The sequence below is a fragment of the Umezawaea sp. NPDC059074 genome (assembly GCF_042738955.1).
Classification (GTDB): domain Bacteria; phylum Actinomycetota; class Actinomycetes; order Mycobacteriales; family Pseudonocardiaceae; genus Umezawaea.
In genome coordinates, this window is sequence record NZ_JBHYHC010000009.1 from 103,277 (window position 1) to 124,710 (window position 21,434).

Here is a 21,434-nt window from a genome sequence, read left to right on the forward strand (position 1 = left end):
ATCCCGGCACGCCCGGCCTCCGCTTCGCTGCGCCGGGCGACCGGGCGGCGCGGAGCGCCGTACTGAGGGCCGGTTGCCGACGAGGAGCTGTTGACCCCATGAGGCCGTTCGTCCACGGTCCCTACGAGCGCCGAGGGGTCACCGCGAAATGGGGCAGGGCGCTCGGCTGCCGCGACGGCTGCGCCGCCTTGCCACGGGGATCGAGTGGACGACATCGAGGGCCAGGGCGACGGGATGAGGAGCCAGGCGGTCACCCCGACTGGTGAGCATGGCGACGGCCGGTAGTGCCGCGTCAAGGCCGGAGGGCTTACCTTGACCCAGCGCTACCGGCCGCGTGATCGGCTTCGGATCGGGGTGACGTCAGGAATATGGCGCGCGGACTGCGGACTCCTGACGGACTGACGCCGTGGGCGGGAGGGTCTGAAGACCGCTCGACCGCAGGTAACGGGGTACGTGGGACCGCTTGTCTGTCGTGCCTTCCTAAACCGTGTGTCGCAGGTTCGAATCCTGCCGGGGCACTCACCTTTCGCCGGGTGACCTAAGGCCTCTGACCTGCAGATACGGTCAGAGGCCTTAGTTTTCAGTGGGTGCTGAAGTTGATCTTCAATCCGTGCTGTGGACACTGTCGCGACGGTCGTTGATGGCGAAGAGCTTGGCTCGCTCGTCCGGGTCAGCCACGCCGAACTAGGCGAGTCATCAGGGATGCATCTCCCCGAACATTGGGTCGGTTTGAACATCACCGTGCCAAAGTACGCCGTCGAGTTCGACGACTCGAGCATTGCCCAAAGGCTCTACGATGGTCCAGAATTCAGCATCCGCAACGCTCGCTGGATGACCTTTGGCCGAGTCGTACCATCCTTCGATGTTTCTGGTGAATCCGATGAGCTGCGCATCTGGCTGGCGTTGGATGATGATCCGAAACCGACCTCCCTGGCGGTCGAACGAAACCAATCGTATCCGCGTGGTCTCGAAGTCGAGAGTGTCCAGTCGTTCGCGAAGACGACTTTCGACCGCCGCAGCCCATTCATCCGTGTAGGTCACGCTTCGTGACACTACACACCCCGACCTATGCCTACCCCACGCCTTGAGCAGGCAGTGCAGGGAATTTGGCGACGATTTTCAAGCCACCGGCGTTGTTGAACCAGCGAACTTCTTGTTGGGTCAGGTTGATTGGGTGCGGATGTGGGTTATGTGGGGGGTGTACGGGGATAGGTCTTGGTGGGGTTCGTAGGTGCTGAGGTAGTAGTAGTCGGCGATGATGTTTGCTTGTTGTTCTGTGTTGAAGGCTGTGAAGGGTTTTGTTTGTAGGGCTGTGGGGCCGCCGTAGTTGTAGAGGTCCTTCTTGAAGAAGCCTGCCAGTGCCGTTGGAATCAGGCTGAGGATGTTGTGGCCGTGTTGGTACTGGTAGGCGTGGGTTAGCTCGTGTACTAGCCAGCGTTCGTACCTTGCCTGGATTTGTGGGGTGGTGAGGGTGCCCCTCGGGAAGGTGACGAGGGTGGGGAGGGTTCTGGCCACGCCGAAGCTGCCCAGGAGGCCGCCTTCGGCGAGCCTGAGGGTGGTGGTGTCCAGGGCGTCGCCGAAGACCTTCTGGGCGATGGTGGTTTCGTAGGGGGTCAGGGTGCGGCGGAAGACCATGGCGGCTCCCTGCTCTCGTCGGGTGACGAGATGGTAAGCAGGGAGCCGCCTTGGTGCATGCCGTGTCAGTTGTTCTTGTTGTAGTCCCTTAGGTCGCCCATGAAGCCCTCGTTCTCCTTGCGGCTCTCCACGTCTGGAGCCATTTCCTTCCACAGTTCGTGTGCCAAGTGGAGGAGGGTGCCGGTGGCGATGACCTTGCCGCCGACGTTGACCGTGCCGCCGGGGGCGGCGATCTCCTCGAAGTTCTTCACCCAGCGGGCGATGTCGGCTGCCTCTTGAGGGGTCTTGTTGTGCGGTGGGCCCGTGAGGCGGGCTTCCAGCTTGCCCTTGCCGAACTTGCCGAACTGCTCCATGCCGTCCTTGCGGCCGTTCTTGATCTTGTTGGCGATGTCCTTGATGTCCTGGAGCGACCACTTGGGCGGCTGAGCGGCCGGGGGCTTGGCGGGTGGGGTGGGCGTCGGGGTCGGAGTCGGGTCCGGCGGCTTGGGAGCCGGGGGCGCGCTCGACGGGGTGGTCGTGCCGGGGACCTCCGGTGGCTTGGACACCGGGGGCGCGCTGGCAGGCACCGTGGGCGGGTCCGGCGGTTTGGGCGCGGGGGTGCCGGGGATCTCCGGGGGCTTCGTGACCGGAGGCGCGCTGGCGGGGACCGTCGGGGAGTCCGGCGGCTTGGGTGGCGGCGTGCCGGGGATCTCCGGCGGCTTCGTCACCGGAGGCGCGCTGGCGGGCACCGTCGGAGAGTCCGGCGGCTTGGGTGGCGGTGCGCCCGGAACCTCCGGGGGCTTGTTGACCGGTGGGGCCGGTGGGGTCTCCGGGGGCTTGGGCGGCGGAGTGCTCGCGCCGGGGACCTCCGGGGGCTTGTTCACCGGCGGGGCCGGTGGGGTGTCCGGGGGTTTGGGCGGAGGCGTGCTCGCCCCTGGGACCTCTGGGGGCTTGCTGGCCGGTGGCTTCACGGGGGGTGCGCTGGAAGGAACTGTGGGGCCGCCTCCGCCCCTGTTGAGCCTGCCCGCGTCGTCGGAGATCTTGACCAGCGCCGTGCCGAGCTGGTCGCCCGCGGTCTTGTTCACGGCCAGCAGGGACTTCAGGTTGGTGATGTGGCGGATGATGCGGCCCAGTGCCTCCAGGGCGGTGGCCACGGCGACGCCGACGAACGCCACGATCGACGCGCCGAAGGTGAACGGGGCCAGGCCCGCCGCCACGAGCGCGCCGCCGATGAGGTTGCCGATGACCATGGCGATGATGTCGCGGACCAGCGAGCGGAACGCGGTCACGCACGCGCCCATCGTGGCCATGATCTCGGCCGAGCCGTTGATGGCGAGGCCGATGGACTCCAGCTCGTCGGCGACCTTCTTCATGCTGGCCTTGAAGGCCTCCGCGGTCTGGCCGGTCCACGGGTCGAGCTTCTTCAGGGCCTCGACGTGGGTCGTGGCGATCGCCTGGTACTTCTCCGCGTCGCTCTTGATCTTCTCGGTCTCCTGCCGCACGGCGATGTTGTCGCCCATCAGCAGGTCCAGCGGCTCGCGCAGGAAGTACAGGTGGTCGATCAACCACCCCACGCCGGCGCCCAGCAGCGCGCCCAACGGGTTGAGCACCGCGCCGACGACGTCGAAGCCGAGGCCCACGCCGTACGCCGCCATGGCGGCCTTGTTGCCGTCCTGGACGGCCTTGACCAAGCCGGCGACGGTGTCGACCATGCCCGCGCCGGAAAACCCGTCCACCCACTCCGTGCCCTTGCCGAAGCCGGGCGTGAGGGTGAGGCCGGGAATGTCCTTCTTCTCCTCGGTGGCCGTGTCGGCCATCTCCTACCCCTTGAAGGTGTCGGCGTTGCCCTGGTCGACCTTGCGGTAGGTGTCCGCGGTCAACTTGGTGTTCTCCTTGGCGCTGGCGATCGAGCCCTCGTACTTCGCGATGCAGTCCTTGGCCTCGTTGACCTTGTTGCGGGCCGCGATGCTGAAGAACTGGCCGATGATGCCGAACACCAGCGGGTCGAAGTGGACGCCGTTGAGGACGTTCTTCGACTCCGCCAGGCTGTCCACGAGCGACTGGAGGTTCTTCGAGAACTCGTCCAGGTCGTCCGGTTTCACCTCGAAGCCCGCGGCCACGGCCAACTCCTTCCACTCGAACGGACAGCGGTCACCACGGGTGGTTCTCGTCTTCCTCGTAGTCCGGCTGCGCGCGCGACGGGCGGACCGGCGGCGGGGGCTGGACGGCGGGCGGGGGCTGGACGGGCGGTGGGAAGGGCTGGGACGGCTGGGGCGGCTGGAAGGGCTGGGAAGGGGGCATCGGCGGCCGCGGCGGGTACGCCTGGTACGGCTGGGGGTGCGGAGGAGGAGGCGGCGGGGGCTGGTCCTCGTCGAGGGCGTCCACGGCCTTGAGGTCGTGCTCCTCGACCTCGTCGTCCTCCTCGTCGGCGGGGAGGTAGCTGAGCACCAGGTCCATGGACTCGGTGCCCGCCCCCAGCGGCGCGAACGCCTCGACCATCTTCGCCGACGCCGCGTGCTGCCCCTTCCGGACGGCCTCCATGATCGACGCGGTCAGCTTGCCGGGGTTCATCCCCGCGGCCCGCTGGGTCAGCTCCAGGTTCTGCAGCGCGCCGGTGGGCGCGATGGTCACCGTCACCGCGCCGTCGTTGGACGTCGCGGTAGCGCTGGCCTGCGCGAGGTTCTCCGCCAGGTCGGCCGACTTCTGCTGGAGGTCGGCCATCCGCGTCTGCATGTCGGTCAGCCACTGATCCGGATCCACGTGCTTCATCCGGTTGGCGTCGATCGGGCCCAGCGGGTCCACGTCTTCCCTTTCGTGTCGAGCGGGTCGCGTCAGACCGACGCGAGCACCGAGTCGATGCGGTTCGCGATCCGCTCGTTGTCGGTCGGCGACAGGCTCAACCAGCCGTTCTCCCGGACCATGAGGTACCGGCCCTGCGGGGTGTCGAACCAGTTGACCAGCACGTCGGACCGCTCTTCGCGGTACCGGGAGCCGTCGCGCCGGGTGACGCCGAACTGGCCGCCCGCCACCCGGTTCTCGGCCAGCTCGCCGATGACCGCGGCGTCCTGTTTGGACAGTCCGGCCCGCTGGAGGGCCTGCTTCTCGTCCAGGTCCTCGTCGCCCCACGGGTCGTCGGACTCCTCGGGCTCCTCCTGGAGCGCCACGGCGGCGGTCAGCGTCTCGACCCGCAGCGACAGCGCGCTGCCGGGTCCGGCCGTGCCGTCGGACAGCACGCCGACGATGGACTTCGCCAACGACGTGGGCCGCACCTCCAGCAGGCCGATCTGCTCCTCGTCGATGACGGCGAGCACGGCCTGGTCGCCGTCGGACGCGGCGACGGCCCGCACGGGACGCCGCTCCATGTTGGCCACGGCGTCGACCGCGACCCGGTGGTTCGCCAGCAGCCGCAACAGGTCCAGCAGCCGCTGGTCGTTCGCCAGGCCACGTCGCTGGAGGCCGTCGAGCACGTCGAGGCGCAGCCTGGACCGCTCCTCCATGGTGGAGCCGAGGCTCGGGACGTCCAACGGGTACGGCAGCCTGCCCTGGTCGAGGTCGTGCCACAGCACGTCCAGCTCGGCCGGGCTGAGCAGGTACTCCGGGGTGATCACTGCTGGTCCCCGCTCTTCTTCTTCGCCTTGACGCCGCCGATCACCGACGGCGGCAGGTTCTCGCCCGGCATGTCGAAGAGGTCGCCGCCCATGATGTACGAGGCGGACTTGCGCTCCTTGTCCTCTTCGGACCGTGCGCCACCCGCGCCACCCATCGGCGCTCCGCCCATGCCCGGCGTGCCGGGCGCGCCCGGTGCCCCGGTGGGGAACGCGCCGGTCGGCATCTGGCCACGGGCACCCGGCTGCACGACGCCGGTCGCGCCGCCCGCGGTCGCGCCACCCGCCCCGCCGACCGCGCCGGAACCGCCTACGCCGCCACCGAAACCGCCGCCCGCCGCGCCACCGACTCCCCCGGCACTGCCGCCGAAGCCGCCACCGGAAGCACCACCGCCAAAGCCGGCGCCACTGCCAGCGCCGCCACCGAAGCCCGAGCCACCGCCGCCGAAACCGCCCGCGCCACGCCCGGTCGGGCCCGTGCCGCTGATGCCTTCGAGGGGCACACCGGGCGGACGAGCGCCCGGCACGCCGAGGTAACCAGCAGGATTGCCGGCAGAACCGGGTGCAGGAGTGCGCGAAGGGGCAGAGCCCTTCTGACCGGTGCCCGGAAGTGCTCCGGGGTACCCGGTCGCGCCTCCGGGGCCGCCGTAGTTCGTCGGGTCGGAGTAGCCGTAACCGCCGCCCGCGACGGGCGGGTGGTAGGTGTTCGCGACGGGGATGGACGCCGCGGCGTCCGCGGCCGTCGTCGTGCCGCTCGACCGGTAGACCGACTCGTCCTCGGAGTCCTCGCCGCCCACCGGGTAGCGGCTGCCCGCGTACGAGCCTCCTGTGACACCGCCCGCGGCCGGGAAACCGCCTCCACCAGCGGCATAGGCCCCGCTCGCGGTGAACCCGGCGGCTCCCGCGCCACCGGTGTAACCACCCGGGTAAGCACCCGCGCCACCGGTGTAGCCACCTGCTCCAGCGCCCGCACCGGAGTAACCGCCGGCGCCGCCATAACCACCGGCTCCGCTCGCCCCGGCGTCGACCGAGCCGGGCATGAGCGTCGGCGCGTACGCGGCCGCCGCGGTCGTGGTCTGCCCTGCCTGCAACGCCTCCTGGCGCGCGGACAGCTCGCCCACCTCGCGGCGCGAGGACTCCATCCCCACCATCTGCAACGGTTGCAGGACGCCGGTCTCGCGGGTCGCCTCGACCCGGTGCAGCGCCACGAGCTGCGGTTCCTGCGTCTTGCCGGTCACGGGGTTGAACGGGGCGGTGAACACCGGCGTCGACTGGTCGATCGCTCGGGAGCTCGCCTCCATGTTCGTCATCACCGTGACCGCGAGTTCCTTCGCAGCCTGGGCTTTCGCGTTCGCGGCCTGCACGTCCGCGGTGGACGCGAGCAGGCCGGGGAGGCCGCCGCCGACCATGGTGCCGGTCGCGCCCGCCCAGGTGAACTCCATCGGCTCGGGCATGTTCGCCCGCGCGTCCTGCATGACCCGGCCCTGGTCGGCGACCCGGTCGCCCACCTGGCCCGCGGTCTGCGCGGTGCCGGAGATCCAGTCGGACAGCTTCTTCACCGCTGTTCGCGCGCCGTCGGCGGACTCACCGGTCCACCCGGTCTCGGTCGCCACGATGCGACTGGTGATGACCTGCGCCGATTCCGCCAGTTCGGTGGCGAACTGGGCCCACTCGGAGCCGATCTCGCCGGACTGGCCGGGGTCGTTGTTGACGTGCACGGCCTCGTAGAGGGCGCGGTGGGAGTGCGAGTCCCAGTTCTGCGTGTCCTTGAGTACCGGGTCGACCTCGGGAGCCATGAGCGGTGCGCCTCTCGCCTCAGATGCCGTTGATCTTGGTCAGCCCGGCGCGGTGGTCCTCGTCGACCTGCTGGTACTTGGTGATGGCCGCGCTGACCTGGTCGTGCGTGTCCTGGAGGACCGTTCGGTACGCGGACATGACGTTCACGAACGACAGCGGGTCGCCTTCGGCGCGGGCCTCGAACTTCGTCGCCATCGCGTCGCTGACCGGGTTCGCGCCGAGCGGCGCGGGACGGGCGAGCCTGCCCGCGCGGGCCAGCCACGAGTCGACCTGCTCGACCTGCTCGCGCAGGAGCTTCCGCAGCTCTTCGCCGGTGGCGGGGTCGAGCATGACCTTGCCGGACTTGATGTTCTCGCTCAGCTCGATCGCCTGGCCGTTGATGGACGGGGGTGCGGGCTCGTTCGCGTTCTGCATGTCCTCTGGTCCCCCTGCGGGCACGGTTCTCCGGTGGTCCGTCCAGCCTCCGGGCAACCGCCAACGCCCGACCAACGTGTCTCCAACGCGTGATCGGCTGTGTCAATATTGCGAGGGAACTTCATCTATGGCCGATAGGATTTCCGGATGCGGGTGAACCTGCTCGGCACCGTGGAACTCGTCGCCTCCGGCAGCGACCCGGTCCAACTGGGCGCCGCCAAACGCCGCACGGTGCTCGCGGCGCTGGCTCTCGAGCTGAACCGGGTGGTGTCGGGTGACCGGCTGCTCTCGCTCGTGTGGAACGGATCGCCGCCGCCGCAGGCGAAAGCGGCCCTCCAGGGCCACATCGCCCAGCTGCGCAAGGTGCTCGGGCCGGGCCTGGAGCTGGTCACGCGCTCGCCGGGCTACCTGCTCGAGGGCGACCGGGGCGCGGTGGACGTGTTCGTGTTCGAGGACCTCGTGCGCACCGCCCGCGACGCGCGCGACGAGGACGCCGTCGAGCAGCTGACGACCGCGCTGCGCCTGTGGCGTGGACCTTTCCTCACCGACGTCCCGAGTCCGGGGCTCGGCGAGGCGACCGCGGCCAGGCTGGAGGAGCTGCGGCTGGTGGCCGTGCAGGACATGGCCGAACGGCTGCTGCGGCTGGACCGGCCCGCGGACGCCGTGACCGCGTTGGCGCAGGTCGTGGAGAACGACCCGTTGCGCGAACCGGTGGTGGCGCGGCTGGTGCTCGCGCTGCACCGGGCGGGACGCCAGGCCGAGGCGCTGGACCTGTTCCACCGCACCAGGAAGCGGCTGGTCGACGAGCTGGGCGTCGACCCCGGCCCCGAACTCCGGGCGGCGTACCAGTCGGTCCTGGCCGTCGAGACGCCGACGGCGCCCCTCAGCGGCCCGGCCCAACTGCCGCGCGAGCACCGCGGGTTCGTCGGGCGCGACGGCGAACTCGCGGACATGGACGACCACCTCACCGGGCAGGACTCGGCGATCGGGCTGCTGGTCGGCCCGCCCGGCGTCGGCAAGACGGCGTTGGCGCTGCGCTGGGCGCACCGCGTGGCGGCGGACTTCCCGGACGGGCAGCTGTTCCTGGACCTACGAGGGTTCGACGAGACCGAGCCGGTCGACCCGAGGACGGCGTTGATCGGGTTCCTGCGCACGCTGGGCCTCGCCGACGCGCAGATCCCGACGGACCTGGAGGGGCAGGCGGCCCGGTACCGGTCGCTGCTGGCGGGCAAGCGCGTGCTGGTGGTGCTGGACAACGCCCGGTCGGTCGGCCAGGTGCGACCGCTGCTGCCGGGGTCCGCCGACTGCCTCGTGCTCGTGACCAGCAGGCACGGCCTCAACGACCTCGTGGTGACCGAGGGCGCTTCCGTCCTTCCTGTTGCAACGTTGGAACACGAGGCCGCCGAGAACCTGCTGGTGGGGATGCTGGGCAGGCGCCGCACCGACCTGGAACCCGAGGCGACCGCGGAACTCGTGGAGCTGTGCGACCGGTTACCCCTCGCGCTGCGCATCGCGGGGGCCCGGCTGACCTCCCGTCCCAAGTGGACGATCAGGTCGTTGGTCGACGAACTGCACGACGAGCAGAGCAGGCTGGCGGCGCTGTCGCTGCCCGAGGCCCGGCGGGGCGTGCGGGCCGCGCTCGCGGTCAGCTACCGCGAACTGCCCGAGGGCGCGGCGCGGATGTTCCGCAGGCTCGGCCTGCACCCCGGCACCGACCTCGACTGCTACGCCGCCGCCGCGCTGCTCGACATCAACGTCGCCACGGCCCGCACCCACCTGCGCACGGCGGCCTACGCCAACCTCCTGCACGAGTCCACGCCTGACCGGTACTCCCGGCACGACCTGGTCCGGCTGTTCGCCCGGCACCTCGTGATCACCGAACCGGGCGAGGACAACGCGATCAGCACCGAACGCCTGCTCGACTACTACCTGCACGTCGCCGACACCGCCCGTGCGCACCTGGCCGACCACGCGCGCCCGCTCGGCGCGCTCGACCACCCGCCCGCCAGCTTCCCCGTGCTGTCCTCGCACAACGAGGCCGTGCGGTGGTTCGCCATGGAGGAGGCCAACCTCCGGCTGCTGCTGGAGATCGCCGCGCACGGCCGCCAGCACGAGCGGACGTGGAAGCTCGCGCTGTGCCTGGACGCGTTCTACTTCCGGCGCGGCAACCGGGTCGACCGGCTCAACGCCTTCCGCGTCGGCCTGCACGCCGCGCGCTCGCTCGACGACGACCACGCCGAGGCGAACCTGCTGCTGCGCATGGGATCCACGCTCGCGGACCTCGGGAGGCTCGACGACGCCGTGTGGGAGGCCTCGCGCGCGGTCCAGCTCGCCGAGGGCGATCCGCACCTGGTGTGCGCGGCGCTCGACAGCCTCGGCTACTGCCTGCTGGCGGCGGGCGAGTTCGAGACCGCGCGGGAGCGCGCGACGGAGGCGTTGGCGATCGCGCGCGACAGCGGCGACGTCCGCGCGCAGGCCACCGTGCTGACCACCCTGGCGAACGTGCTGCTGGGGCTGGGGGACGCCGACGAGGCGTTGCAGTGCATGAAGGAAGCGCTGTGGCTGCTCGCGTCGGTGGCGCTGTCGACGGCGCACGTGACCGCGCTGCACATCGCGGGCTCCGCGCTGTGGCGGCTGGGGCGGCACTCCGAGGCGCTCCAGTTCCAAGTGGACGGTCTGGAGCTGGCCGAGGAGCTGGGCGACCAGTACCAGGCGGCGGCGTGCCACCGGGCGATCGGGGACGCGCTGGAGGAGGTCGTCGGCGTGCACGTGGCCGCGCCGCACTGGCAGTCCGCGGTGCGGCTGTTCCGGGAGCTGCGGCTGGCGGACGCGGACGAGCTGGTGGCGAAGCTGGCCCGGCAGGCCTAGAGGGCGCCGGTCAGGGCTTGCAGGCCGAGGCTGCTGGCGGCCACGGCGAGCCACAGCAGGACGCCGAGCAGCAACGGGCGGTGGCCCGCCTTGCGGAGGTCGTCGGGGCGCAGGGACAGACCGATGCCCGCCAACGCCGTGGTGATGAGGAACGGCCCGAGCGCGGCGATGCCGGACGGGATCAGGCCGAGGCTGCCGAGGACCACCGCGGCGACGAAGCCGAGCAGGAACGGCGGCACCACGCGCCGCCACGGCACCGTCGCGCCCCGGCTGGCGCGGAACGCCAGGAACAGCACGATCGGGATCAGCATCAGCGTGCGGGTCAGCTTCACGACCAGCGCGTACTCGCCCGCGTCTCCGCCGTAGGCGTACGCGGCGGCCACCACGGACGAGGTGTCGTTGATGGCCGTGCCCGCCCACAGGCCGAACGCGTGCGGGCTGAGGCCGAGCAGGTGGCCGAGCGGCGGGAAGAGCAGGACCGCGGCGATGTTGCAGGTGAAGATCGTGCCGAGGGCGTAGGCGACCTGCGTCTGCTTGGCCCTGATCACGGCCGTGGTGGCGGCGATGGCCGACGCGCCGCAGATGCCCGTACCCACGCCGATCAACGTCTGGGTGTCGCCGCGGACGTCGAGGAGCCTGCCGAGCAGCCACGCGCCGCCGAGCGCCACGGCGAGGGTGCCGAGCATGACCGGGAGGGACTCCGCGCCGACGTGGAGCACCTGGCGCACCTGCAACCCCGTGCCCAGGACCACGATGGACAGTTGCAGGACCGTGGTGGAGGCGACGCCGCAGCCGGGGGCCCAGCGGGCTCCGCGCAGCGCGGGCAGTGCGGTCGAGGCCAGCACGCCGAGCACGATCGCGAACACCGGACCGCCGACCACCGGCACCAGCTTGCCCAGGCCCGTGGCGACGGCGGCGACCCCGAGCGCGAGCAGCAGGCCGGGCACGACGTGGTGGACCCGCGTGGTCGTGAGCACCGCTACTCCCCTCGGTCTAATGTCCGTACAATCAAAGTACGAGATGTACGGACATTTCACAACCGGTACCGTTCGCCCCGACCGGAGGAGGGGACATGGCGCTGGACCGCGGCGGAGCGACCCCCCTGTGGCGGCAGTTGCAACGGGAACTGCTGGCGCGCATGGACGCCGGGGAGTTCGCCGACCGGTTCCCCGGCGAACTGGCGCTGGTCGAGCACTACGGCGTCAGCAGGCACACCGTCCGGCAGGCGTTGAGCGGCCTACGGGCCGACGGGGTCGTCGTGGCCGAACGCGGCCGCCGCCCCCGCGTCGCCGAGCCGCCGGAGATCCAGCAGCCGATGGGCGCGCTGTACAGCCTCTTCGCGTCCGTCGAGGCGTCCGGGCTGGCGCAGCGCAGCGTCGTGCGGACCCTCGACCTGCGCGCCGACGCCGTGGTGGCGGACCGGCTCGACCTGGAGGGGTCGACCCCGCTGCTCTACCTCGAACGCCTGCGCCTCGCGGGCGGCGAACCGCTGGCGCTGGACCGGGTCTGGCTGCCCGCCGCCGTGGCCGCGCCGCTGCTCGCCGCCGACTTCACCCACACCAGCCTGTACGCCGAACTCCACGCCCGCACCGGGATCCGCCTCGACCACGGCCACGAGGACGTGCGCGCCGTCGTGCCCACAGCGGCCGAGCGGAGCAGGCTGAACTGCCCGCCGACTGCGGCCGCGTTCTCCATCGACCGGCTCAGCCACGCCGACGGCAGGCCCGTGGAGTGGCGGCACACGCTCGTGCGCGGCGACCGCTTCGCGCTCACGGCGGACTTCTCCGCGCACGCGGGCTACCAGCTCACGGGGTCCGCCCGGCCTTGAGCCAGCGGAACCCGTCGCCCTCCTGGAGCAGCGCCAGCGCCAGCGCGGGGACCTCGACGGCGTGACCGGGGTCCTCCACGACGTCGCCACGGGTGCGCAGGGTCGCGACGACGTCGGCGACCGGCGTGCGGAAGACGTCCAGACCGAACAGCACGACCGCCGCGCCGGGTTGGGCGAAGACCTCGACGGCGTCCACGCGGTCGTCGACGCACCGCACCAACGCCTCCAACCGCGTGCCCGGCCCGAAGACCACCAGGGTGTCGGAGGACGGCCGCGGCTCACCCCACGCCCGCAGGGCCTCGACCGCCTCGGCGCGCGGGGACCCGAGCACGACCGGCCCCACCGCGCGCAGCGGGTCCACCCGGACCGAGAACCGTTCCACGGGACCATTCTGCGGAAAGATCGACCTTCGCGAAAGTGCCCCGATCGGCGCATCGACGCCTTTTGTTACACGTCGGAAGGGAATGTCCCCCTTTCGGCGATTCGCCACTTTCGCCGCTAACGCACCGGTGATCGGCCTCGATTCCACGTGACACGCGCCGATCACGGGAGTCGACATGAGCTATCCCCAGCAGGCCCCGTATCCCCCTCAGCCGATGCCGTACGCGCCACCGCCGACGACGAAGTTCGGCGCGCTGGCGTGGACCGCGCTCATCCTCGGGATCGTGGGTGTCGTCGGGTCGCCGGTCCTCTTCCTGAACAACCTGACCGCCGTCGTCGCGTTCGTCGGGCTGGTGCTGGGGATCATCGCGCTCTTCGGCAGCAAGAAGGTCCTCGCCGCGATCGGCGTCGTGCTCTGCGTCGCCGGAGTGGCGATCACCGTGGCCGTGCAGGTCAAAGCCGTGCAGGAACTCGACGCCATCATCTCCGGCACGACGAACAACGGGCAGGTCAGCGCCGGTGGTGTCGATCAACCCGTGGCGGCGCAGGCCCCGCCGGGCGAGGTCCCGACGTGGGGCAAGCGGTACACGTGGCAGGACGGGCTCGCGGTGGACGTCGCCGCGCCCGAGGCGTGCACGCCCGGCCCGTACGCCGCGCCCCAGGGCGTGGTGCGGGCGGTGAAGTTCACCATCGTGGTCACCAACGGGACCGACAAACCGTTCGAGACCGCCGTTCTGTCGGTCGGCACCGACGCGCAGTTCAACGGCAAGAAAGCCGAAAGTGTTTTCGATTCCAGTGGCGGGTGCGAGGGCTCCGGATTCGATTCCACGACAGTGCTCCCCGGAAAGACCTTCACCTTCAGCCAGGTCTATTCGGTCGGCGCGGAACCGGGGGAAATGCAGCTCGTGCTCCAGCCGACCTTCATGTCCGACAAAGCGGTGTTCACCGGCCAGGCCTGATCAGGTGAACAGGCAGAACGGGTGGCCCGCCGGGTCGAGGTAGACGCGGACGTCGTCCTGCGGCTGGAACTCCGCGAGGACGGCGCCCGCGGCCTCGGCGTGCGCGCCCGCGGTGGCGAGGTCGTCGACCTCGATGTCCAGGTGGGCCATCATCTGCTGGTGACCGGCGGCCGAGGGCCAGGTGGGGCGGACGTGGTCGGTCTCGGTCTGGAACGAGAGGCCGGGGCCGCCATCCGGGTTGCGCAGGGTGGTCCAGTCCGGCTCGTCCGCACCCTGCTCCCAGCCGAGCAGGCGCTGGTAGAACGCGGTGAGCGCGGGCACGTCGTCGGTGCCCAGGACGATTCCAGCCAACCGCAGCCGTGGCGTCATGCGGTCACGCTACAACCCGCCGCACGGGGTCCGCTGGGTGGCGAATTCGTGCCGCGCCGGGGTGGGTCGCGGTGCCCCCGGTGGTCAGCGGGCGTCGCCGTGGAGGACACCGCCAACGCGGCCGCTTGAGCATCAACGTCGCAGGTCAGCGACGGTAAGGCGAGGTGCGCGCCGGTGTCGCCGCGGTCGTGGTCGGGCGGGGTCGCGGAGCCGGAGGAACCGGTGCGCCTGTTGAGACTCGACTGGTGCGGACGTCCGAGGAGGAGGCATAGCGTGAGGGGAAATTCGTTCAACTACGAACGATTTGCCCTGATCTTGGCTCCAGCGGAGGACTTCGGGTGAAACGTGCGGTACTGACCACGGTCGTCGCGCTCGCCGCGGCCGTCTTGACCACCCCGATCGCGGCGGCGACGCCCGCGCCCGCCATCACCTGGGGCGCGTGCTCGGACGCGGCGCTCGTCGCGGGTGGCGCGCAGTGCGGCACGCTCGCCGTGCCGCTCGCCGTGCCGCTCGACCCCGCCAAGCCCACCGGCACGCAGATCACCCTGGCGTTGTCGCGAGTCGAGCACACCGGCCCGGAAAGCGCCTACCAGGGTGTCGTGGTGTCGATGCCGGGCGTGCTCACCGGCACCGGCCTGGCGAACTCCCTGCTCGGCGGGCAACTTCCCGGCGGAGTTGGCGCGAACTACGACTGGATCGGCTTCGCCCCGCGCGGCATGTCGCCCAGCTCGCCCTCGCTCGACTGCGTCCCCGGCTACCAGACCTTCAACCGCCCCAACTACGTCACCACGACCCCGATCGCGGAAGCGTTCTGGCTCAACCGCACCAAGGGCTACGCCGACGCCTGCGCGCGCAACCAGCCCGAGCTGATCAAGCACCTCAAGACCACCGACACCGCGGCGGATGTGGAGCGCATCCGCGGCGCGCTCGGCGTCGACCAGGTCACCGTGTTCGCCCAGTCCTACGGCACCTACACCGGGCAGGTCTACGCGACCCGGTACCCGACCAAGGTGCGCCGCATGGTGCTCGACGGCAACGTCGACCCGCGGCGGATCTGGACCGGCGCGGCCGCGTTCGACCAGGACGTGCCACTGGAGCGCAACCTGCACCTGTGGTTCGACTGGCTCGCGACCCACGACGACGTCTACCACCTCGGCACGACCGGCGCGGCCGTGAACACCGTGTGGGACAAGCAGTTGGCCGCCGTCACCGCGAACCCGGCCGGTGGCGCGATCGGGCCGGACGAGTGGATCGACGTCTTCCTGTTCGTGTCGTACTTCCAGTCGACCTGGACGACCATGGGCGGCATCCTGTCCCAGTTCGTGCAGACCGGCGATCCCTCGACGTTGCAGGGCTTCTTCGCCTTCAGCTACCAGTCACCGGCCGCCGAGCACACGTTCGCCTCGCTGCTCGGCACCACGTGCAGCGACGCGCCGTGGCCGAGGGACTGGAGCCGGTGGCGGGCCGAGTCCACCGCCAACCACGCGCTCGCGCCGAACACGACCTGGGGCAACACCTGGGCCAACGCCCCGTGCTTCTGGTGGGGCGCCCCGGCCGGGACCCCGGTGCGGGTCGACGGCTCCGGGATCACCAGCGCCCTGCTGGTGCACCAGACGTTGGACGCGGCGACGCCGTACGAGGGCAGCCTGGAGGTCCGGTCGCGCTTCCCGCACGCCTCGCTGATCAGCGTGCCCGGCGGCACCGACCACGCGGCGGGCCCCGCCGGACCCGCGTGCGTGACGGCGGCCGTGTCGGCCTACCTGGCCACCGGCGCGCTGCCCGCGCGCAAGCCGGGACGGCAGGCGGACGCCACGTGCGCGCCCAACCCCCTGCCCACGCCGTGACGGCATGACGAAAGGGGCGCGAGGGGGAACCCACCCTCGCGCCCCTTTCGGTCGTCCTAGTAGCCCTGGTACCCGCCGCCGACGCTGATCGACGCGAGACCGGGGTGGTTCTCGAAGCCGCCGTAGCGGTCGTAGGTGTAGCGGACACCAGCGATGATGTTGTCGACCGGGTTGAAGATGTCCTTGTGGCCGGGCAGCGCGTGAGCGTTGAACGTCGAGTCGATGGTCTGCATCAGACCCTTCGACGGCGTGCCCTTGGCGGCGTTGGAGTCCCAGTTGTTCACGGCGTTCGGGTTGCCGCCGGATTCCTTCTGGATGATCGTGTAGATCTCGTCGACGCTGCTCTCGTCGATCGCGGTGCCGTTGGCCGCCAGGATCGTGATGGCCTCGCGGATCCAGCCCTCGACCTGCCGCTGGTGCGGGGTCTTGTTGGCGTCCGCCTTCTCGCGGGCGATCCGGGCCTCTTCGGCCTTGCGGTTGTTCTCGACGGTGTCCGTCGCGGTCTTGGCGGCCGCCTGGAACTGCTGGATCGACTGCCGCTTGTCCAGCTGGAGGAGCTTGCCGACCTCGACAGCGGGGTTCGCGATCTGGATGGTCTTCAGCGAGGCGGTCTTCGCGTGGACGTCGGCGACGGTCTGGATCTCCGAGGAGCCCGCGAGGTCCATCGCCGCGCCGGTGGCGGGGTTGACCTGCTTGGACACCATCGCGTTCGCGGCGGCGCCGGCACCTGCCAGCACACCTGCCGCGACGACGAACGCGGAGACCTTCGTGCCGAGCGGCGCCCAGTCCGTCTCCACGCGGTGCGAGGCGGGACGGGGCGCGGCTGCTACCGCCGCCGGCTGGGGAGCGACCGTGTACACGGTGCGACCAGCGGCCTTTCCATGCCGGGACAAACGATCCTCCTGCGTCGGGGAGTCCGGCCGTAGGACGCCTGGCGGGGGATCCAGGTGGAGCCGCTTCGGGGGGCGACTGCCGTGTCCATTCGGTGACCGAACCGTGACCTGCGGCCGGGAACGTAACCCGATGTCACTGCCGAAGGCAACCGATCGACACCCTATAGGTGACCCTCATCACGTTTGATTCGGGTACCGCTACCGTGCGTGCCGAGACGCTCCACGAACGGAAGATCGCCGTTACCTGCGCGTTTGGGTTGCCCACACCGGGGAGTACGGAGAGCCCGGTCCCCCGGTTCACAATTCGGGGCCATCCGTACCGTTGAGGGGCGGGTGGACGCTCCACCTGCGGCAAACGGAGGAATCCCCATGCGCCGAGGGCTGGTGCTCGTCCTGGTGTTGGCGCTGTTGTTCGGGACTCCCTGGGCCGCGCTGGTCGCGGTGGGCCCGGACTGGCCGACACCGGTGTTCGTCCTCGGCACGGCGCTGTTCGCGGTCGTGCTGCTCGCGTTCCCGTGGCTGATGGTCCTCGGCCACGGCCGCCGCCACGTGGACTGGGCGTCCAAGTTCTCCGACGTCACCCTCGGGGTCGTCTGGATCCTGTTCGTGTGGACGCTCCTGGGCCACGTCCTGCGCCTCGTGCTGGCGCTGGCGGGCGTGGAGAACCCCGACCGGGCCCGGATCGTGGCCGTGGTGGTCCTGGTCGTCGTGGCGGCCCTCCTGGTCTACGGCTACACCGAGGCGATGCGCGTGCCGCGCGTCCGGACGACCGAGGTGACGCTCCCCCGTCTCGGGCGCGGCCTGGACGGCCTGCGGGTCGTGGTCATCACCGACACGCACTACGGGCCGCTGGAGCGGACCAAGTGGTCGAAGGGCTTGGCCGCGGCCGTCAACGACCTGGACCCCGATGTCGTCTGCCACACCGGCGACCTCGCCGACGGCCTGGTCGTGCAGCGGCGTGGCCAGGTCGACCCGCTCGGCACCGTGCGCGCCACCGAGGCCAAGCTCTACATCACCGGCAACCACGAGTACTACAACGAGGCCCAGGGCTGGCTGGACCACATGGAGAGCCTCGGCTGGGACCCGCTGCACAACCGCCACCACGTCGTCGAACGCGGCGGCGACCGCTTGGTGTTCGCGGGCATCGACGACCCCACCGGCACGAACCTCCCCGGTCACGGCCCCGACATCCGGGCCGCGCTGGCGGGCGCGAACCCCGACGACCCGATCGTCCTGCTGGCCCACCAGCCCAAGCAGGTGTCCGTCGCGGTCGAGGCCGGAGTGGACCTCCAGCTGTCCGGCCACACCCACGGCGGCCAGATCTGGCCGTTCCACTACCTCGTGCGCGTCGACCAGCCCGTGCTGCACGGGTTGAGCGGTCACGGCCCCCGCACCCAGCTCTACACGAGCCGCGGCTCCGGCTTCTGGGGCCCGCCGTTCCGCGTGTTCGCGCCGAGCGAGATCAGCGTCCTGGTGCTGCGCTCGCCCCGATGAGCTGGAACACCAGCCCGTCCCGCAACCCGTCGGTGAACAGGTGCTCGGCCTTCGGCACGCCCAGCTCGTCCATCGCCGTGGCCACGGCGGCGGTCGGGTTGGCGAACGGCCACAACCCGGCGACCAGGACGAACACCGCCCCGGCGAAGTGAGTGGCCCGCTCGGGAGCCAGGTCCGGCAGCTCCCGTGAGACCAGGGCGGCCAACCGGGCGGTGTTGTCCGTGGCGCGGCGCTTGAAGACGCGCGCGAAGTCCACGGAGATGTTCCGCTCCAGGACGGCGGCCATCGTGCTGATCAACTCGCAGAGCAGGGGCTCGCGGGTCAGCGTCTCCGCGATCGTGGCCGCCACGGCGGTCTCCCCGGCGAACGGCCCGTCGCCTCGGGACCGCCGGGCCAGCTCCTCGTCGACCAGACCGAGCCACGCCCGCCAGTTCTCGTCCAGGACCTCGAGGAAGATCGCCTCACGGCTGTCGAAGTACCGGAGCACGTTCGACTTCGCCAACCCCACCCGCTCGCTCAGCTCGCGCAGGCTGATGTCGGCGACCGCCCGCTCCCGCAGCATGGCCGACGCGACCTCCAGGATCGCCACCCGCCGGGCCCGCACCTGCTCCGGCCTGCGGGCCCGCTGGAAGCCGTCCTCCGGTGGGGTCACCGTCCCATTTTGTCAGACCAACGGTCTGATAAGGGAGGAGGCCTTGGCTGCCAGGGAGAAGCCCGGTCGTGTCGCGGGTGGACACCGGGGTGGGATGCTGGGCGGGTGGGGTTCGAGGACTTGGCGCACCTGAGGCGGGCTCGGGATCTGATGGACCGGGAGTACGACCGGCCGTTGGACGTGCCCGCCATGGCTCGGGCGGCGTTGATGTCGCCCGCGCACTTCTCCCGGCGGTTCCGGGCCGAGTACGGCGAAACGCCCTACAACTACCTCATGACCCGCCGCATCGAACGCGCGATGGCGCTCCTCCGGCGCGGTGACCTCAGTGTCACCGAGGTGTGCGTGGCGGTCGGCTGCACGTCCCTCGGCTCGTTCAGCTCCCGGTTCACCGAACTGGTCGGCGAGCCCCCCAGCGCGTACCGGGCCCGTGACCACCGGGACGGTGAGCGGATCCCCGCCTGCTACGCCAAGGTCATCACCCGACCGAGCAGGATCTGAGAAGCACCGGAGCCGCCCCCGGTCGTAGGTTCGAGCGCATGGACCTCAAGCTCTCGCACACCTTCGTCCCCGTCCACGACCAGGACGCCGCACTCGTGTTCTACCGGGACGTCCTCGGTCTGGAGCTGCGCACCGACCAGCCGTTCGACGTGTACCGCTGGCTGTCGGTCGGCCCACCGTCCCAGCCGGACGTGGAGATCGTCCTGGAGCTGGTGGGCATGGGCCGTCCCGAGCAGGACGCCGAGTCCATGCGCGGCCTGCTCGCCAAGGGCTCGTTGAGCACGGTCATCTTCACCACGACCGACCTGGACGGCACGTTCGAGAAGATCCGGGCGTCCGGGGCCGAGGTGCTCCAGGAGCCGATCGACCAGCCCTACGGCGTGCGCGACTGCGCGTTCCGCGACCCGTCCGGCAACTCGATCCGGTTCTCCAGCCGCTAGCGGGCCGGTGGCGGGCCGTCCACGGCGACGGCCCGCCACGCCGCCAGCTCGTGGTACCGGCGGAGTTCGGCGATGCCCGCCAGCCACTCCGACCAGGCGCCGTGGTCGACGGTCCCGCTCCGGGTGAGCACGACCTTCGTGCCGTCGCCGGACTCGGCCGACTCCGCCACGACACCGCCGTCCCACTCGACCCGACCGGGTTCCGCCGCCACGACCCGGACGGGCGCGCCGAACCACGCCTCGGGGTCGACCAGCGACCGGTGCACCTCGTCCGGGGAGGCGTGGATGAACAGTTCGACGCGCGGGTCGGTGGACGTGTAGTCGCACATCGGGGTGAGGTCGCGGCCTTCGACGTGGTCGACCAGGTTCGCCAGCGCGAGCGCCCAGAAACCCCGCAGGACGCCGTCGGCGTCCGGGTGCGACTGGGTCAGCGTCACGGTGGTCGCCTCCGCGCCCTCCTCGGCCAGGCTGATCTCCACCGTGGTGTCCTCGCCGCCGACCCGCCACGCGAAGCGCAGGCCGTCGTCGTCGGCGCGCAGCAGCCGTTGGCGCGGGGCGTCGCCCTCGGGGGTGTAGCGGCCCCAGAACTCGACCTTGTCCGGCGGCTCCACGTCGGCGTGCTCGGCCAGCCAGGTGCGCAGCGCGGTCGGGTCCGTCAACGCCGTGCGCACGGCGGACAGCGGGGCGTGGACGCGCACGTCGAGCCTCGTCGGGTCGGCCATCGCGTTCTCCCTTCGGGTCCACCCCCGATCTCACCCGACCCGCCGACCGGCCGCAGATCGGGTGCCCCGATTTCGGCCCACTCCCTGCGCTCGCGGCGGCCATCAGTCAGGCTCTTGGGTCATGACCAGCGAACAACTGCTCCCCGTCAACGGCGTCGAGCTGTGCGTCCAGACCTTCGGCGACCCGTCGGACCCCGCGGTGCTGCTGATCGCGGGCGCGAGCAGCCCGATGACGTCCTGGCCCGACGAGTTCTGCGCGCGGCTGACCGGCCGGTACGTCATCCGCTACGACCACCGCGACACCGGCCGTTCGACCACGTGCCCGCCCGGTGAGCCGAACTACGGGTTCGCCGCGCTGACCGGCGACCCCATCGCGGTCCTGGACGCGCTGGGCGTGGAGTCCGCGCACGTCGTCGGCCTCTCGATGGGCGGCGGCATCGCCCAGGTGATCGCCGTGGACCACCCCGAGCGGGTCGCCACGCTGACGTTGATGGCGACCAGCCCCGCCAGCCCCGGAGCCGAGGACCTGCCGCCGATCTCGCACGACGCGGTCGAGTTCTTCCACCACCTGACCCCGCCGGACTGGTCGAGCCGCGCGTCCGTCGTCGACCACTTGGTGCAGGTGCTGCGCTGGTTCGCCGTCGGCGAGTTCGACGAGGCCGAGGCGCGCGCGGGCGCGGAACGCGACTACGACCGCTCGCCGAGCATCGCGTCGGCCAACAACCACCAGATGCTCAACGACGGCGAGGAGTGGCGGGGCCGCCTGGACGAGGTGCGCGCGCCCACGCTGGTCCTGCACGGCACGAAGGACCCGCTGTTCGCCCTCCCGCACGCCGAGGCGCTGGTGCGCGAGATCCCGAACGCCACGCTGATCACGCTGCCCGGCATCGGCCACGAGCTGCCGAGGTCGTCGTGGGACGTGGTCGTGCCCGCGATCCTGGATCACTCCAAGGTCTGAACGACCTGGCGCGGGGGGCGCGCGGCGGGCGGCCCCCCCGCGCCCCCCCCCGCACCCAAATCCCCCCCCCACCCGGCCCGGGCCCCCAAAACCCGCAC

21 protein-coding genes and 1 pseudogene are annotated in these 21,434 nt (G+C 71.0%); 9 read left to right on the forward strand and 13 right to left on the reverse strand.

Features of this window, described 5'->3' with window-relative positions:
• The first annotated feature begins 615 nt into the window (after positions 1–615).
• Entirely contained in the window at positions 616–1,050 is a 435-nt protein-coding gene (locus tag ACFWW9_RS07055) for a hypothetical protein (protein ID WP_390372560.1), read from the forward strand.
• A gap of 111 nt (positions 1,051–1,161) precedes the next feature.
• Here the strand turns inward: ACFWW9_RS07055 and ACFWW9_RS07060 are convergent, their stop codons facing one another.
• The 7 genes from ACFWW9_RS07060 to ACFWW9_RS07090 form a co-directional block, all read right to left on the reverse strand.
• Positions 1,162–1,635: a hypothetical protein gene (locus ACFWW9_RS07060; RefSeq protein ID WP_390372562.1), complete on the reverse strand. Its 474-nt coding sequence runs from the start codon at positions 1,633–1,635 to the stop codon at positions 1,162–1,164.
• Between the two features lie 65 nt (positions 1,636–1,700).
• Complete coding sequence (locus tag ACFWW9_RS07065; protein WP_390372564.1) at positions 1,701–3,431, reverse strand: hypothetical protein; 1,731 nt, start codon at positions 3,429–3,431, stop codon at positions 1,701–1,703.
• 3 nt (positions 3,432–3,434) lie between these two features.
• A complete protein-coding gene (locus ACFWW9_RS07070; RefSeq protein ID WP_390372567.1) occupies positions 3,435–3,734 on the reverse strand; it encodes a type VII secretion target in 300 nt (99 codons plus the stop codon).
• Positions 3,735–3,765: 31 nt separating this feature from the next.
• Positions 3,766–4,416 (reverse strand): YbaB/EbfC family nucleoid-associated protein, encoded by a 651-nt coding sequence (locus tag ACFWW9_RS07075; protein WP_390372570.1) that lies wholly within the window; start codon positions 4,414–4,416, stop codon positions 3,766–3,768.
• Between the two features lie 29 nt (positions 4,417–4,445).
• Positions 4,446–5,222, reverse strand: a complete 777-nt coding sequence (locus ACFWW9_RS07080) for an ESX secretion-associated protein EspG (RefSeq protein WP_390372573.1) — start codon at positions 5,220–5,222, stop codon at positions 4,446–4,448.
• Complete coding sequence (locus ACFWW9_RS07085; RefSeq protein WP_390372576.1) at positions 5,219–7,015, reverse strand: PPE domain-containing protein; 1,797 nt, start codon at positions 7,013–7,015, stop codon at positions 5,219–5,221. Before ACFWW9_RS07085 ends, ACFWW9_RS07080 begins: the two co-directional genes overlap by 4 nt.
• Positions 7,016–7,034: 19 nt before the next feature.
• A complete protein-coding gene (locus tag ACFWW9_RS07090) occupies positions 7,035–7,430 on the reverse strand; it encodes a hypothetical protein (protein ID WP_390372579.1) in 396 nt (131 codons plus the stop codon).
• A gap of 147 nt (positions 7,431–7,577) precedes the next feature.
• Here ACFWW9_RS07090 and ACFWW9_RS07095 point away from each other — a divergent pair, with 147 nt between their 5' ends.
• Positions 7,578–10,298 (forward strand): BTAD domain-containing putative transcriptional regulator, encoded by a 2,721-nt coding sequence (locus tag ACFWW9_RS07095; RefSeq protein WP_390372581.1) that lies wholly within the window; start codon positions 7,578–7,580, stop codon positions 10,296–10,298.
• Here ACFWW9_RS07095 and ACFWW9_RS07100 read toward each other — a convergent pair.
• A complete protein-coding gene (locus ACFWW9_RS07100) occupies positions 10,295–11,275 on the reverse strand; it encodes a YeiH family protein (RefSeq protein ID WP_390372583.1) in 981 nt (326 codons plus the stop codon). The two genes, ACFWW9_RS07095 and ACFWW9_RS07100, sit on opposite strands and share 4 nt — an antisense overlap.
• Positions 11,276–11,370: 95 nt before the next feature.
• On the opposite strand from ACFWW9_RS07100, the gene ACFWW9_RS07105 reads away from it, so the two are divergent.
• Positions 11,371–12,126 (forward strand): GntR family transcriptional regulator, encoded by a 756-nt coding sequence (locus ACFWW9_RS07105; RefSeq protein WP_390372586.1) that lies wholly within the window; start codon positions 11,371–11,373, stop codon positions 12,124–12,126.
• Here the strand turns inward: ACFWW9_RS07105 and ACFWW9_RS07110 are convergent.
• Positions 12,104–12,508 (reverse strand): hypothetical protein, encoded by a 405-nt coding sequence (locus ACFWW9_RS07110; RefSeq protein ID WP_390372588.1) that lies wholly within the window; start codon positions 12,506–12,508, stop codon positions 12,104–12,106. The genes ACFWW9_RS07105 and ACFWW9_RS07110 overlap by 23 nt on opposite strands.
• Before the next feature lie 175 nt (positions 12,509–12,683).
• Here ACFWW9_RS07110 and ACFWW9_RS07115 point away from each other — a divergent pair, with 175 nt between their 5' ends.
• Entirely contained in the window at positions 12,684–13,466 is a 783-nt protein-coding gene (locus ACFWW9_RS07115; RefSeq protein WP_390372590.1) for a hypothetical protein, read from the forward strand.
• Here the strand turns inward: ACFWW9_RS07115 and ACFWW9_RS07120 are convergent, their stop codons facing one another.
• Positions 13,467–13,835, reverse strand: coding sequence for a VOC family protein (locus ACFWW9_RS07120; RefSeq protein WP_390372593.1), 369 nt, complete (start codon positions 13,833–13,835; stop codon positions 13,467–13,469).
• A 338-nt stretch (positions 13,836–14,173) separates the two neighbouring features.
• On the opposite strand from ACFWW9_RS07120, the gene ACFWW9_RS07125 reads away from it, so the two are divergent.
• Complete coding sequence (locus ACFWW9_RS07125) at positions 14,174–15,679, forward strand: alpha/beta fold hydrolase (protein WP_390372596.1); 1,506 nt, start codon at positions 14,174–14,176, stop codon at positions 15,677–15,679.
• A 56-nt stretch (positions 15,680–15,735) separates the two neighbouring features.
• Here the strand turns inward: ACFWW9_RS07125 and ACFWW9_RS07130 are convergent.
• Positions 15,736–16,101 (reverse strand): annotated as a pseudogene (locus tag ACFWW9_RS07130) (transglycosylase SLT domain-containing protein); the annotation flags it as partial.
• Positions 16,102–16,941: 840 nt separating this feature from the next.
• Here ACFWW9_RS07130 and ACFWW9_RS07135 point away from each other — a divergent pair.
• On the forward strand, positions 16,942–18,066 hold the full coding sequence (locus ACFWW9_RS07135; RefSeq protein WP_390372599.1) for a metallophosphoesterase: 1,125 nt from the start codon (positions 16,942–16,944) through the stop codon (positions 18,064–18,066).
• Here ACFWW9_RS07135 and ACFWW9_RS07140 read toward each other — a convergent pair.
• Positions 18,035–18,718, reverse strand: a complete 684-nt coding sequence (locus tag ACFWW9_RS07140) for a TetR family transcriptional regulator (protein WP_390372601.1) — start codon at positions 18,716–18,718, stop codon at positions 18,035–18,037. The two genes, ACFWW9_RS07135 and ACFWW9_RS07140, sit on opposite strands and share 32 nt — an antisense overlap.
• A 150-nt stretch (positions 18,719–18,868) precedes the next feature.
• Between ACFWW9_RS07140 and ACFWW9_RS07145 the strand changes: the two genes are divergently transcribed.
• Positions 18,869–19,216, forward strand: coding sequence for a helix-turn-helix transcriptional regulator (locus tag ACFWW9_RS07145; RefSeq protein WP_390372636.1), 348 nt, complete (start codon positions 18,869–18,871; stop codon positions 19,214–19,216).
• 38 nt (positions 19,217–19,254) lie between these two features.
• Entirely contained in the window at positions 19,255–19,656 is a 402-nt protein-coding gene (locus ACFWW9_RS07150; RefSeq protein ID WP_390372603.1) for a VOC family protein, read from the forward strand.
• On the opposite strand, the gene ACFWW9_RS07155 is transcribed toward ACFWW9_RS07150, so the two are convergent.
• Positions 19,653–20,378 carry an SRPBCC domain-containing protein gene (locus tag ACFWW9_RS07155; protein WP_390372605.1) on the reverse strand — a complete coding sequence of 242 codons (726 nt, stop codon included), beginning with the start codon at positions 20,376–20,378 and terminating at the stop codon, positions 19,653–19,655. The genes ACFWW9_RS07150 and ACFWW9_RS07155 overlap by 4 nt on opposite strands.
• A gap of 121 nt (positions 20,379–20,499) precedes the next feature.
• On the opposite strand from ACFWW9_RS07155, the gene ACFWW9_RS07160 reads away from it, so the two are divergent.
• Positions 20,500–21,336, forward strand: coding sequence for an alpha/beta fold hydrolase (locus tag ACFWW9_RS07160; protein WP_390372608.1), 837 nt, complete (start codon positions 20,500–20,502; stop codon positions 21,334–21,336).
• Positions 21,337–21,434: the final 98 nt, after the last annotated feature.